The 13,787-nt window shown below is 71.4% G+C and carries 11 protein-coding genes; 6 read left to right on the forward strand and 5 right to left on the reverse strand.

The genetic code is table 11. The features are described 5' to 3' along the window. Positions 1-38: 38 nt before the first annotated feature. Together NFU04_RS12230 and NFU04_RS12235 are read right to left on the reverse strand one after the other, a co-directional pair. Entirely contained in the window at positions 39-797 is a 759-nt protein-coding gene (locus tag NFU04_RS12230) for a cache domain-containing protein (RefSeq protein WP_251309708.1), read from the reverse strand. Beyond that, positions 787-1,551 (reverse strand): FCD domain-containing protein, encoded by a 765-nt coding sequence (locus NFU04_RS12235; RefSeq protein WP_309296794.1) that lies wholly within the window; start codon positions 1,549-1,551, stop codon positions 787-789. Before NFU04_RS12235 ends, NFU04_RS12230 begins: the two co-directional genes overlap by 11 nt. Positions 1,552-1,857: 306 nt before the next feature. Between NFU04_RS12235 and NFU04_RS12240 the strand changes: the two genes are divergently transcribed. From NFU04_RS12240 to NFU04_RS12250, 3 genes are all read left to right on the forward strand, one after another. Then, the gene (locus tag NFU04_RS12240) at positions 1,858-3,219 is read left to right on the forward strand and encodes a GGDEF domain-containing protein (RefSeq protein WP_251309712.1); all 1,362 of its coding nucleotides are present in this window, start codon (positions 1,858-1,860) and stop codon (positions 3,217-3,219) included. 18 nt (positions 3,220-3,237) lie between these two features. Next, on the forward strand, positions 3,238-3,702 hold the full coding sequence (locus NFU04_RS12245) for a flavodoxin family protein (RefSeq protein ID WP_251309714.1): 465 nt from the start codon (positions 3,238-3,240) through the stop codon (positions 3,700-3,702). A gap of 194 nt (positions 3,703-3,896) precedes the next feature. Then, the gene (locus NFU04_RS12250) at positions 3,897-4,919 is read left to right on the forward strand and encodes a TAXI family TRAP transporter solute-binding subunit (protein ID WP_251309715.1); all 1,023 of its coding nucleotides are present in this window, start codon (positions 3,897-3,899) and stop codon (positions 4,917-4,919) included. On the opposite strand, the gene NFU04_RS12255 is transcribed toward NFU04_RS12250, so the two are convergent. Next, positions 4,882-6,852, reverse strand: coding sequence for a sigma-54-dependent Fis family transcriptional regulator (locus NFU04_RS12255; RefSeq protein ID WP_251309717.1), 1,971 nt, complete (start codon positions 6,850-6,852; stop codon positions 4,882-4,884). The genes NFU04_RS12250 and NFU04_RS12255 overlap by 38 nt on opposite strands. A 224-nt stretch (positions 6,853-7,076) precedes the next feature. Between NFU04_RS12255 and NFU04_RS12260 the strand changes: the two genes are divergently transcribed. The 3 genes from NFU04_RS12260 to qhpG are packed head-to-tail and all read left to right on the forward strand — an operon-like array spanning position 7,077 to position 11,295. Next, positions 7,077-8,561 carry an aldehyde dehydrogenase family protein gene (locus tag NFU04_RS12260; protein WP_251309719.1) on the forward strand — a complete coding sequence of 495 codons (1,485 nt, stop codon included), beginning with the start codon at positions 7,077-7,079 and terminating at the stop codon, positions 8,559-8,561. Positions 8,562-8,614: 53 nt separating this feature from the next. Further along, entirely contained in the window at positions 8,615-9,922 is a 1,308-nt protein-coding gene (locus NFU04_RS12265; RefSeq protein WP_251309720.1) for a hypothetical protein, read from the forward strand. Next, entirely contained in the window at positions 9,922-11,295 is a 1,374-nt protein-coding gene (qhpG, locus tag NFU04_RS16390; RefSeq protein WP_285835150.1) for a flavin-dependent monooxygenase QhpG, read from the forward strand. The genes NFU04_RS12265 and qhpG overlap by 1 nt, the downstream gene beginning before the upstream one ends. On the opposite strand, the gene NFU04_RS12280 is transcribed toward qhpG, so the two are convergent. Further along, the gene (locus NFU04_RS12280; RefSeq protein ID WP_251309721.1) at positions 11,290-12,036 is read right to left on the reverse strand and encodes a S8/S53 family peptidase; all 747 of its coding nucleotides are present in this window, start codon (positions 12,034-12,036) and stop codon (positions 11,290-11,292) included. The two genes, qhpG and NFU04_RS12280, sit on opposite strands and share 6 nt — an antisense overlap. Further along, a complete protein-coding gene (locus NFU04_RS12285; protein ID WP_251309722.1) occupies positions 12,027-13,736 on the reverse strand; it encodes an ATP-binding cassette domain-containing protein in 1,710 nt (569 codons plus the stop codon). The genes NFU04_RS12280 and NFU04_RS12285 overlap by 10 nt, the downstream gene beginning before the upstream one ends. Between the last annotated feature and the right edge of the window lie 51 nt (positions 13,737-13,787).

Here is a 13,787-nt window from a genome sequence, read left to right on the forward strand (position 1 = left end):
GAAACACCGAAGGGTAGCAGTGGGCCGGCCCGACAGGCTTAGCCGTCGTCCCGGGCCAGCGCCGAATCGAGGGACTCCACCAGTTGCCAATGGGCGTGCTGGCCGGCCAGGGGAGTCACCCGGCACCCCGGCGGCGAGCCCTTATCCGGCATGCGAAACCGCTCGCCGGGTAGCCAGCAAGGGGTATTGGAAGCGATCACCCGCCCAGAGGCGTTGACCAGCAGGGCGTCGTGCTCCAGCTGCAGCAGGCCGGGCACCAGGATGCGCTCGAAGCGCCCCAGGTGCACGTCGGCCCCGGCGATGCCCAGGAAGTCGCCGCGGCATTGCAGCGGTCGGGCGAAAGTGAGGATATAGGCGTCCTGGCCGTAGAGGTCGATATAGGGCCCTTCCACCACGCGCCGGCCGGTCTCCCGCGGCTGGGTGAACCAGGGCATATCCCGGTAGTTGTAGTAGCTGTCGCTGCTGCGGTTGAAGTTGAGATCAAGCTGGGCCGGCTTGCCCTCCCCCACCAGGTGGCGCCACTCACAGAACATATCGCAATCCGCCAGCACCCCAGGCTCCAGCACCACGCCGGTGCCCAGCACCCAGCGATTGTCCCGGGTCAGCCGGTCATCGGCCAGGGTACGCAGCGACTTGAGGTCGGCGGACGCCGGGGCCTTGCCCAGGCCCGCCTGGCCCTCCCAGAGCCGCTCGAGCTCGGCGGCGATGCGTTCGATATCGTCGAAGACCCCATCGAGGGCGGCCTCGATACGCCGCAGACACGCCTGGCGGCGCCCGGCCATCGGCTCAGTGCTCATCATCGTCCCCCGACCGCGTCTCCATTAGCGCCAGCTTCATGGTGATCAGGCGGCGAATGCCCGCCTGGATATGCGCCTCGGCGAGGCGCCCGGCCGATGCCGCCTCCCCCTGCCGGATGGCGTCTAGAATGGCCTGATGTTCCCGCTGGATGGTCGCCACCTCGGGGGGCTCCTTGCCGGGCAGCCAGAGCAGCTCGCCCAACTGCGACTGCAGGCGGATCTCGGCATGGGTCAGGCGCACGGACTGGGAGTGGGCGGCGATCTCCATGTGGAAGCGGGCATCGGCGCGACGCCGCTCGCGGCGATTGCCGGCCTCGCCCAGGGCCTCGATATGAAAGGCCATATGGCGGTAGCTATCGGGGGTGGCACGCTCGGCGGCGAGACGCGCGGCCATGCCGGAAATGGCCCGATGCTCATCGCCCAGGTCACGCAGCTCGATCAGGCTCCACTCGTCGAGGCGCTCCAGCATCAGCTCGGCGGACAGCTCCTCGGTGGCACAAACGAAGCTGCCGCCATTGCGCCCCCGACGGGTCTCGATCACCCCGACCTGACGCAGGTAGCCCAGTGCCTCGCGCAGGGTCACCGTGGCCACCCCGAACTGCATGGCGAGCTCGGTTTCGCTGGGTAATTGTTGCCCTTCCACATAGAGGCCGAGGTCGATAGCCTCCATCATGCGGCGTATTACCTGTTCGGTACGGCCTTCCTGGCGTAACCGAATAAAGGAGCCATTATTGGCGGGACTCTTCATCATCATCTGCGTCACACGCCCAAAGATTCTCTATCCATATCGATTCGAGGCGATAGTGCCTCGCCCTCTCCCATCGGCCTGATGCCAACGATCAATAACCTGACGGCACTCTATCATCACTGGGTCACAGTATCCCTTGCCACCGATCGCGATGCGAGCCTTTCCCGGCAGGCACCACGACACCACCGAGCACCCTGCCGGCAAGGCAAGATGCCTGGCGCCGTTGGCGGTGCGTCCAGCCCTGCCGGCTCATGGCCGAGTGGCTCGACTACGCTTTGAGCATTGTGCCCGCCCACCTGAAGGAAAAGAGCGGTGAGAGACCACTCGGCCAGGCCCGTACAACGCCTCGTTCCACCCCTGCATAGCGCCTGGCCCGGCCTGCTGGTGCTGACGCTGGCCATCGTCCAGGCCCTCCTGCCTCCCGGCGACTGGGCCACTGCACTGCCGGTGGCCGGCGGCGCCTTCGCAGCCCTCGCCCTGACCCTGGCCGTGGTATCGCGACAGCGCCTGGCGCATCGACCGGCCTGGGCCCTCCTGGCCATCGCGGCGATCCTGGCGACCCTCGGCCCGGCCACCGGCACCTGGCTGGCCCCGGCGGCACAGGCCACCTGGGCGGCCGAGGCCATCACCCTCGCCAGCTACTTTCCCCTCGCCGTGGCGGCCTGGTGGCTGACCCACGGCGGCGGCCCTGGGGCCTGGATCGATGCGCTGCTCCTCAGTCTCGTCCTGGCCCTGCTGGCCTGGCTCCTGCCGACGGCTAGCGGGGACGCGGGCTGGGCACTCGTCCGGGCGGTCAGCGCCTGGCTGGTCTGGCTGCTGGCCCTGCGCCTGGCGTTTTCCGGCCCCTCCCTGGCCCGCTACCTGCTGCTGCCGGCGCTGCTGCTCTATCCCCTGGCGGACCTCCTGGCCGATCTCACCGAGCCCCTGCGACTGCTGGCCCAGGCCCTCGTGCTCGTCGCCGCCTGGCATCCCCTGGCGGCCGAGGTGCCGCCGCCGGGCCGCGATGCCCTCTCCCGCGGCCGCCTCGGCCTGCTGACCCTGGCGGCCAGCGTGCCGCCGAGCGTCATCCTGATCCTCGCCGCCCGGGGGGGCCCCCAACCGGTCCGCCTGGCCGCCCTGGTCGCCCTGCTGGTGGGACTGCTGGTGATGCTGCGCCTCTATGGGCTGCGTGAGCGGGCTCGCCATCAGACGCGGGCACTGGCACGGCTGGCGCGACGCGACCCGCTGACCGGGGCCGCCAATCGACGCCGCCTGGAGGAGTTCCTGACCCGGGAGATGGCCCTCTCGGCTCGACACGCCACGCCCCTGAGCTTGGCGCTGCTCGACCTGGACCACTTCAGGCGGTTCAATGAGTGCCAGGGACGCGCGGGAGGCGATGCCCTGTTGCGGACCCTGGTCGAGGCCTGGCAGGCGACGCTACGCCCCAGCGACCTGCTGGTCCGCTTCGGCGGTGAGGAATTCGTGGTGGTACTGCCCGATACCGATGACGAGGCCTGCCTGGCGGTGCTGGAACGGCTGCGCCAGCGCGTCCCCTATGGCCAGACCTGCTCGGCGGGCTTCGCCCGCTACCGCCCCGGCGAGAGCCCCGATGCCCTGATTCAGCGCGCCGACCAGGCCCTCTATCAGGCCAAGCAACTGGGCCGCGACCGCGTCGAGGGCGCCATTACCTACTGACCCCATCGAGGAGCCCCCATGGCCAAGCGCCTGCTGATCGTCGCCCATGCGCCCTCCCCCAATACCCTCAGGCTGCGCGAGGCCGCCGAGCGCGGCGCCCGCCACCCGGATATCGACGGCGTCGAGGTGGTGGTCAAGGCACCGCTGGAGGCGGGGCCCGAGGATATCCGCGGCTGCGACGCCATCCTGCTCGGCACCACCGAGAACCTGGGCTATATGAGCGGGGCCCTGAAGGACTTCTTCGATCGCAGCTACTACCCGGTGCTGGAGGAGGCCCAGGGCCTGCCCTGCGCCCTCTACGTGCGCGCCGGTCACGACGGCACCGGCACTCGGCGGGCGGTGGAGGGCATCGTCACCGGGCTGCGCTGGCGCTGGGCACAGGAACCGCTGGTCCTGCGCGGCGACTGGCAGGAGGCCTTCGTCGAGCGGGTCGAGGAGTTGGGCCTCACTCTGGCCGCCGGGCTGGAGGCCGGTGTGCTCTGACGCTTTTCCTGGCGACCCCGGCACCAGCCGCCATACTGAATCAGGACACCCGATGCCAGGCGCCTGCCTGACCATCACACAACCAAAAAAACTTGATGCATTACTGGTTGCCGACCGGGCGCCCCGGGCCACGGCTTCCCCGCCGACTCCCTGCCTGAGCATCGCCTGGCCGACTCACCGGCAAGGAGTGAGTCATGAGAACCTTAGTCTCCTGCCTGGGCCTCGCCCTGGGCAGCCTGCTGTTTCACGCCGAATCCCGCGCCCAGGACACCGCCCTGGTGGTGGGCACCGCCAGCCCCGCCGGGGTCTACCACCTCGCCGGCCGCGCCCTCTGCCGGCTCTCCACCCAGCCTTGCCGGGCCGAGGCCAGCGCCGGCTCCCAGGCCAACCTGGAGGCGATTCGCCGCGGCGAGCTGGAGTTCGCCTTCGCCCAGTCGGACCTCCACTACTATGCCGTACAGGGACAGGCGGCCTTCCAGGCGGCGGGCCCCGACCCTGAGCTGCGCTCGCTCGTCTCGCTGCATAGCGAGCCTTTCACCCTGGTGGTGCGCCGCGACGCCGGTATCCGTGGTCTCGACGACCTGCCGGGCCGGGCGGTGAATATCGGCAACCCCGGCTCGGGCCAGCGCGGCACCATGCAGCGGCTGATGGCCATGCAGGCCTGGCACAACGGCGACTTCCGGCTGATCAACGACCTGCCGGCGGAGCAGCAGTCCCTGGAGCTGTGCCACGGCAATATCGACGCCATGGTCTATACGGTGGGGCACCCCAACGCCTCGGTGGCCCAGGCGATCCGCCTGTGCGACGCGGCCCTGGTGGATGTCCAGGGCGAGGCGGTGGAACGCCTGATCGCCGATTACCCCTTCTTCTCGCCGGCCTGGATCGCCGGCGGCCTCTATGGCAGTGACCAGCCGGCGGTACGCACCTTCGGCGTCCGTGCGACCCTGGTCGCCTCGGCCTCCGCCGACCCGGAGCGCGTCTATCGCCTGGTCGCCGACCTCTTCGACAACCTGACCCGCTTCAAGGCCTTCCACCCGGCCTTCGGTACCCTGACCCCGCGAGGCATGATCCATGACGGCCTGAGCGCTCCCCTCCACGAGGGGGCGCTCCGCTATTACCGGGAACGGGGCTGGATCGAGGACGAGGAGGACGCGGCCGGTGCCCCGACGGCCGAGGAATTCAGTGCCCCAGGCGGCGATAGAGGGTCGAGCGACTGACCCCCAGGGCCCGGGCGGCGGCGGTGACGTTGCCGTCGTGGGCCTCGAGGGTACGCCGCATATGCGCCTGCTCGAGGTCCCGCAGGGCCTGGTCACCGCCCGCGTCGCTCGCCGGCATCGTGGCCACTCGCTCGGCCGAGTCGGGGCCCGCCAGCTTGCGCTGCCAGCGCGGCGAGAGCGCCTCCAGGGTCAGGCAACCCAGCTCCGGCTCGGCCCCCACCAGGGCCACCTCCAGGCAGTGCTCCAGCTCCCGCCAGTTGCCCGGCCAGTCGTAGGCCGCCAGGCGCTCGCAGAGCGCCGCGTCGAGGGCCAGCTCGCGGCGATGACGGCGACACAGCGCCGCCCAGCGCCGGCGAATGGTCTCCGCCAGCTGGTGCTGCTGGCTGAGCGCCGGCAGTTCCACCACCACCCCGGCCAGGCGGTAGAAGAGGTCCTCGCGGAAGTCGCCCGCCGCAACCCGGGCCTCCAGGTCCCGGTGGCTGGCGGCGATCACCCGGCAGTCGATGGGCACCTCGCGGTGATCGCCCAGCGGCGTCACCACCCGCTCCTGGAGCACCCGCAGCAGTCGCGCCTGCAGGGCCAGGGGCATGTCGCCGATCTCATCGAGCAGCAGGGTGCCCCCGTTGGCCTGCACCAGGCGCCCGCCGTAGCCGCCCTTGCGGGCGCCGGTAAAGGCGCCCTCGCCGTAGCCGAACAGCTCCGCCTCGATCAGGCTCTCGGGCAGGGCCGCGCAGTTGAGCGCCACGAAGGGGCCGCCCTTGCCCTGGCCCCCGCCGAGGCCGGCATGCAGGGCCCGGGCCAGTTGCTCCTTGCCGGTGCCGGTCTCGCCCTGCAGCAGCACGGGTAAGCCCGCCGCCAGGGCCCGCGACGCGCGGCGCGCCTCCCGGGCCAGGGATGCCGGCCAGCCGGCCAGCAGATCCTCCAGGGCCCGGTCCGGGGGCGGTGAAGGCTTGAGTGAGGTAACCGGCACCCCCAGCGGGACGCCATCATCCGCTTCGCCTTCCAGGGACGCCGGCTGCCAGGCCTCCGGGGGATTGAGGCGCCCCACCAGTTGGCCACCGGCCAGGTCCAGCCCCAGCAGCGCCGAGCGCCCCTCGCACTGACGGCGCACCTCGTCCCAGGCACTTCCCAGCAACGCCTCGATCGACTGGCCGATCAGGGTGGCGGCCTCGCGCCCCAGCCACTGGGCGGCCTGAGGATCCACCGCCAGGATCAGGCCGGCGTCGTTGATCGCCACCAGGCCGCAGGCCACGCCGTCCAGCTCGGCCAGGGAGGCATGCACCTGGAGCACCCAGCGCTGCTGGTAGTGGGCCCGGAACAGCTGCTGCTCCAGGGCCCCGGTGAGTTGCTGCACCCGGCGCAGGAAGATCTCCGGACGCGGGTGATCGGCGGCGAAGGTGAGGTCGATCAGCCCCAGGCAGTCGCCGCCCACATCGAACAGCGGCGCCGCCACGCAAGAGACCGGGTTGTCGGGAAACAGCAGATGCTCGCTGGACTTGACCAGCACCGGGGCGCGCTCGATCACCGCCAGGGCCGGGGCATTGGTGCCGAACCAGCGCTCGTCGAGATTGATGCCCGAAGTGATGCAGAAGCGGTCGTTGATCACGAAGCGCTTGCCGTAACTCTTGAGCACGGTGGCATCGGGCCCCGCCAGCAACAGCTGGCAGCCGCGCAGGTCGTCGGCGACCCGCCTGACCAGGGGGTCGGCCAGCTCGATCAGGCGACGATGCGCATCGCGCCGGTCGCGCAGCTCGCCGCCGCTGAGTCGGGGCAGCTCGGGGCGACAATCGGGGGTCAGGCCGTGCTCCAGGCAGCGCTGCCAGGAGCGGCCGATGGTGGCGTCGAGCAGGTCCACCGGCAACTGGCCGCGGCGCAACCGGGCATGGGCCTGGCGCATCACATCGGAGGTCCGCAGGGCGGCCTTGGTCGGCATAGGTCTCTCCCGGTGGGTCGCGGTGTCCCAGGATGCGACAGCCGTTCTGTCCGGCGACGCGACACCCGGAGGTCGCCTTCGAGGCGATCACTTAACCCACTGTTTTCCTTGTGATTATTTTTTATCCCAAGGCTGGCATGGGACTTGCTATTCGAGTACTAGGCACCCTTGGCGCCTGCAATGGCTCGCCAACAATCATAAATCAGCCCCACAGGAGCACAACCATGACGCAGCCCTCCGCCGCCATTCAGTCCTGGCTCGACAAGAGTCACGCCCTCTTTATCGGCGGCCAGTGGCGCCCCGCCGCCAGCGGCCAGACCCTGGACGTCTACAACCCCGCCACCGCCGAGGTCATCAGCCGGGTTCCGGCGGGGGACACCGCCGATATCGATGCCGCGGTCCGCGCCGCCCGGGAGGCCTTTCGCACCTGGCGCAAGTCTCGCCCGTCCCAACGCGAGAAACTGCTGCTGGATCTCGCCGACGCCCTGGAGGCCCGCGCCGATGACTTCGCCCTGCTCGAGACCCTGGACAACGGCAAACCGGTGACCTTCTCGCGGCATATGGACGTGGCCCTGGCCATCGATTTCATCCGCTACACCGCCGGCTGGGCCACCAAGATCGAGGGGCGCAGCATGACCCCCTCCATGCCCTTCGTGCCCGACGACAAGCAGATCGTCGCCTATACCCGCCGCGAACCCATCGGCGTGGTGGGGGCCATCATCCCCTGGAACTTCCCGCTGCTGATGGCGGTATGGAAGGTCGCCCCGGCGCTGGCCGCCGGCTGCAGCATCGTGCTCAAGCCCGCCGAGGACACCCCGCTCACCGCCTTGCTGCTGGCGGAGCTGGCCGAGCAGGTGGGCCTGCCCGCCGGCACCCTCAATGTGGTCACCGGCCTGGGGCACACCGCCGGGGCGGCGCTGGCCGGCCACCCGGGCATCAACAAGGTGGCCTTCACCGGCTCGACCCCGGTGGGCAAGCTGATCGGCCACGCCGCCATGGAGAACATGACCCGCACCACCCTGGAGCTGGGCGGCAAGTCGCCGGTGATGGTACTGGCCGACGCCGATATCGAGGCCGCCGCCGCCGGCGCCGCCCAGGCGATCTTCTTCAACCAGGGCCAGGTATGCACCGCCGGCTCGCGGATCTATGTCCACGAGTCGATCCATGACGCCTTCGTCGCCAGGCTCGCCGACCAGGCCCGGGGCCTGACCCTGGCGCCGGGCTGGGAACCCACCACCACCCTGGGGCCACTGGTCTCCGCCAAGCAGCAGCACCGGGTCCTGGAGTACATCGACCAGGCCCGCAGCGACGGAGGCACCATCGTCACCGGCGGCGGCAAGGGCAGCGACAGCGGCTACTTCGTCGAGCCCACGGTGATCACCGGCCTGGCTCAGGAGAGCCGCTGCGTGCAGGAGGAGATCTTCGGCCCGGTGGTGGTGGTGCAGGCCTTCCGCGAGCTCGACGAGCTGATCGAACTGGCCAACGACTCCCCCTACGGCCTGGCCGCCAGCCTCTGGTCCAACGACCTTGCCGCGGTCAATCGCCTGGTGCCGGAGATCGAGGCCGGCAGCGTCTGGGTCAACGGTCATAACCTGCTGGACGCCAGCATGCCCTTCGGCGGCTTCAAGCAGTCGGGGATCGGCCGCGAGCTGAGCGACTCCCTGATCGAGCATTACACGGAGCAGAAGTCGGTCGTGATGATCGTCTGATTTGACTCGGCCCCGGCTTCGGTCGGGGTCCTTCCACCCCCGAGGAATCCCCCATGCATAACAACAAGAACTTCCGGCGTCTGCCGATGACGCTGGGCGGCCTGCTGCTGGCCGCCGCCCTGCCCACCCAGGCCGTTGAGATGGCCGATCTCGGCCATTCCACCGTGGATATCGACCTCCAGGCGCTGCTGGGCGCCTTCCATAGCGACCGGGGCTATGCCACCGGCACCGCCGAGCCGGGCCGCTACCGCTGGCAGGAGGGCGTGATCACCCTGGGCGCAAAGCTCAACCCCAAGCGGGGTGGCGTCTATGCTCGGGTCAGCACCGTGGGCACCGCCACCTGGGGCGACGGCGACGCCGCCGGCTTCACCTCCGGCCACGAGCGCGAGCTGGACCTGGAGGACGCCGTGCTCGGCTACCGCGGCGAGGCCCTGGGCGGCTCGCCCTGGTCCCTCGACGTCTCCGCCGGCCGTCAGCCGATCACCCTGGGCGAGGGCTTCCTGGTGGCCGGCGATGCGCTGAGCCTGGGCGATGCCCTGGGCGCGGAACTCGACCGCGGAGGCGCCTACTACCTGGCCGGGCGCAGGGCCTTCGACCGCACCGCCGTGGTGGCCCTGGGCCGCGACGGCTGGCGGGGCCAGCTGGCCTGGTTCGAATCGGACAACCCGGCCCAGGCCAGCACCGAGATGGCGGCCTTCACCCTGACCCGCGAGCATGCCCATGGCCTGTTGGAGGCCAGCTACCTGCGCGGCCTGGGGGTCGACGAAGGCGAGGCCGATGCCTTCCTGGCCGAGCGCGACGGCATGGACGTCTACGATCTGCGCGTCGAGCAGCGGCTGCTCGACGAGGCCCTGACCCTGCGTGGCGAGCTCGCCCATCAGCGCAAGGACAGCCGCGAGACCGCCTGGGCCCTGGAGCCGGCCTGGACCTTCGCCGAGCTGCCTGGCCGGCCGACCCTGTCGCTGCGCTACAGTCGCTTCTCCGAGGACTGGGACTCGCTCTTCTACGGCTTTACCCGCGGCTACGGCACCTGGTTCCAGGGCGAGGTGGCCGGCAACTACGCCGGCCCCTTCAACAGCAACGCCGAGGCTTGGCGGCTGGGCCTCACCGGCTCGGTGAACGAGCGCCTGCACCTTGGGCTGCTGGCCTACGACTTCGAGAGCCTGGATACCGCCGACCGGCCCGATATGGGCGGGCGCGAGCTCAACCTCTACGCGGAGTGGCTGCCCAGCGACTGGCTCTATGTCTCGCCGCTGCTGGGCTGGTACGCTCCCGACAGGAGCGCGGCCGAGGGCGGCATCCAGCTCGGCGACGACGACACGGCTTTCTATGCCCAGCTACTGGTGGGGGTCTTCTTCTGATGCATGACAAGGCGGCCGATGAGGTGCTGATCGCCGGTGGTGGCCCCGCCGGGGCCGCCCTGGCCATGCTGCTGCATCGCGCCGGCCGGCGGGTCACCCTGGTGGGGCGCGCCCGGGACTACCGGGCCATCGAGGGCATTTCCCGGCGTAGCCTCCAGGCCCTGGCCGGCCTGGGGCTGCGTCGCGCCGCCGCCTGCGCGGTGGGTCCCCTGCCGCGGCGGGTCACCTGGGGAGGCGAGGCACGGGCCCCCAATGCCGAGTGGCTGTTGCCGCGCCCGACCTTCGATGCTGCCCTGCTGGCGGACCTCCGCGAGGCCGGTATCCCGGTGATCGAGGCACGCATCCGGGCCCTGGGGAGTGATGGCGACCGGGTGCGGCTAAGCCTGGCGGATGGCCGCGTCCTGACCGCCCCCTGGGGCGTGGAGGCCCGGGGCCGGGCGGCGGCGCGGCGCCAATTCCTCGACGCCGCCCCCTGGTCGACCCCGGCCTGGATCCTGCGCGGTGCGGCCGACACGCCCACGCCCGCCAGCGCCGCCCTGTCGCTGCCCGGCGGCGGCTGGGCCTGGTGGTCGCGGCTCGCAGGCCAGCAGTACCTGCAACTGGCCCTGCCGGAGGCGACGCTGCGCCGGGCGCGTCGGGCCCCGGACGCCTGGCTGGCCGGCCGGCCCGAGCTGGCCGAGCTCTGGGGCGAGGGTCCCATCCAGCATCACTACCAGCGCCCCAGCCTGCTGGGGCGCACCCGGGTCCGGGAGGGCCGGCTGTGGCGCCTGGGCGATGCCGCCATGGCCATCGATCCTCTCTCCGGCCAGGGTATCTTCAATGCCCTCTCCTCGGCCCATGGCCTAACGCCGGTGGTGAATAGCCTGCTCGAGGGCCGGCCCATCGCCCCCCTGGAGCGTTTCCATCAGCGCCGCCAGGACGCCCAGTACTGGCGCTTCGCCCGGGCCGGCCGCGACTTCTATCGCCAGGCCGCCTATCACGCCGGGATGTCTGGCGAGCCGGCCTCCTACTGGGCGGCGCGCTGCCACTGGCCCGACCCTCGACCGCTGCACCTGCCGGAACCCTGGGAGCATGTGCGGGTGGCGCGGGGACTGGCCATCGTCGGCCCGCGCCTGGCCGAGCGGGAGCTGGTCATGACCCCGGACCAGCCCCTGGGCATTCAGGCGGTGGCGGGGGTGCCCCTGGCGCCCCTGGTACGGGCCATGCAGGCCGGCGACTCGGACGCGGCCCGGGCACTATTGATCGCCGCCGGCCCTGCCGCCCCGGCGCTCGCCCGCTGGTGGGACGATCACCCCGACTGGCCGATGCTGCCACAGGCCAAGCGGGGCATTGGCGAGAGCGATCCCGGGGCAACCCTCACGAAGACGCTATGACCCCTTCCCTGGGCGCTCGGCATTCTCGTCCCTGATAATGACGCTTCGCTCAGGCAGCCCCCGGCGCTCCTCGCCGGAAGCGGCTGATCCAGGCGCCATCGACGCCGCCAGCCAATAGCCCAGGGCATGGGCCGCGGCGAAGCTGGCCCCGCCCAGGGGCGGCGGCATGCCCGCCGGCGGCGGCCCCACCTGCCAGGGCTGCCAGGCGCCCTCCTCCGCCCCCTCTCGGGCCGCCCAGACGCAGGCGTACCAGCGCCCATCGCGGCCTCGGCGGGGCGGCCCCGGGCCCAGGTTCGCGTCGCCGCTCACCGCCATGACCCCGGGCCAGGCCGCCGGATAGACCGGCGCCCCGAAGCGTGGGCTCGACGCCACGATGCGGGTGCCGGCGTGCCGCAAGCGCGCCACCGCCGCCCGCAACCGGGCATCGTCCCGGGGCAGGCCCAGGCTGCACAGCAGCCAGGCCGGCGGCGCCTCGGCGTGCCACGCGAAGGCCGCCGCCAGGGCGGCGGCATCGGCGGTAAGCCGATCCTCGAAGAGCTTGTAGAGGGCGATCTCCCGCCGTGGCGGCGCGACATAGTGCCCCAAGGTGGCGAGGATGGCTCGCCCATGACCCAGTCGATCCTCGGGGTCGGCGCCCACCGGCGAATGGAAACGTGCCAGCCGGGGTCGGGGGTCGGCACCGGGCGGTACGCCGCTATCGATCAGCCCCAGGGTCGGCGGCCGCCTTGGCATCATGGACATGGCGCCGCCTCCATCGCGACCAGACGGCCGCCCTCGAGGCGGTAGCGGGCATCCAGGTTGCCGAAGTGGCCCCCCTGGTGGCTGATGATCAGCCGGGTGGTGTCGCCCAGCACCTCGTCGAGCAGGCCATCGAAGGCCCGGGCAGCCGCCGGGTCCAGCGCCGCGGTGGGCTCGTCCAGCAGCACCAGGCACGGCTTCTTGAGCAGCGCCCGGGCCAGGGCCAGGCGCGCCCGCTGGCCGCCGGAGACCTTGCCGCCCAGGTCGCCCAGCTCGGTGGCCAGGCCCTGGGGCAAGGCGTCGAACCAATCCGCGAGTCCCACCCGGCTCAATGCCTCGATCAGCTCGGACTCCTTGGCCTCCGGGGCCAGGGTACGCAGGGTCTCGGCCAGGCTGCCGCGCAGCAGGCTGGGGTACTGCTCCACCCAGGCCACCCGCTTGAGCCAGTGGCGGCGGGCGAGTGCCTCGAGGGGCACGCCGTCGACGCGGATCTCCCCCGCCTCGGGGACCTCCAAGCCCAGCAGCAGGCGGATCAGGCTGCTCTTGCCGGCCCCGGAGGGGCCGTCGATCAGCACCTTGTGGCCCGACGGGAGTTCGAGGTCGACGCCACCCAGCAGCCCGCCGGCCTGGCCGGGATGACGGAACCGCAGCTCCTGGAGGCGGATCGCGCCGGGGCCCGTGGGCCGCTCGCCCCGGTAGGGATCGCGCATGGCGGGCTCATCGAAGAGCTCGGCGAGGCGCGCCGCGCTGACCCGGGCCCGCTGCCAGCCGCCATAGAGCCCCAACAGCCCGCCGATGGGGGCCATCACCATGCCGAGATAGGCCAGCAGGGCCACCAGCTCGCCGAGCTGCAGGCGCCCCTGGATCACCAGATAGCCGCCCAGCAGCAGTACCCCGGCCCGAGCCAGGGCGAGGATCAACTGGGGCCCCATGTCGCTGAGGAAGCCCACCCAGCGCACCGCCAACAGGCGCCGCAGCTGCTCGTGGCCGAGCCCCTGGAGGCGGTTGAGTCGAGAAGCCTCGAGCGCCTGGCCCTGGAACCAGGGCCCATGGGCCAGGGTGTCCTGCCAGAAGCCGGAGAGTTCACCGCTCTGCGCCCTGAGCGCCTGCTGGCGACGGGTCAGGGCCGGGCGCCAGGCGCGCAGCCACAGCCACTGGATGGGTACCAGCACCGCCACCAGGAGCATCAGCAGGGGGCTGAACAGGCCGATCATGGCCAGGGCTCCGACCAGGCCCAGCAGGTTGGAGAGCCCGCCGAGCAGGCCGTCCAGGGCGAAGCCCTGGAGGATCGACAGGTCGCCGTCGAGGCGACTCATCAGGTCGCCCCGGCCCCGGGCCTGCCAGCGCCCCGGGGCGAGGCGCAGCAGATGGCGCAGCAGGGAGCGACGCAACGACAGCAGCAGCCGGGCGGAGAGCGCCACATGCTGCAACCGCGTCAGCCCCTGCAGGCCCAGGGCGGCGAGGCCCACCGCCACCAGAGCCGCAACGTAGGCGATCACGGTGGCGAAGTCGCCCTGCATCAGGCCCTGGTCGATCAGCCGCTGGGTGAGCAGCGGCGGCAGCAGCGCCAGCAGGGTCGCCACCAGGCTCAGCACCAGCAGCCGCGCCAGGGCCAGGCGGCGTGCCTTGAGTGGCCGATAGAGCCAGCCCCAGGGCAGGCTTCCCGGGGCACGGTCGGGCGGGGCGAGATCAAGCTCGGGCATGGGCAGGTCTCCAGCAAAAAGGGCCGGCGACTCCATGGAGTCCCGGCCAAA

The organism is Halomonas sp. NCCP-2165 (assembly GCF_023708045.1).
GTDB lineage: Bacteria > Pseudomonadota > Gammaproteobacteria > Pseudomonadales > Halomonadaceae > Bisbaumannia > Bisbaumannia pacifica.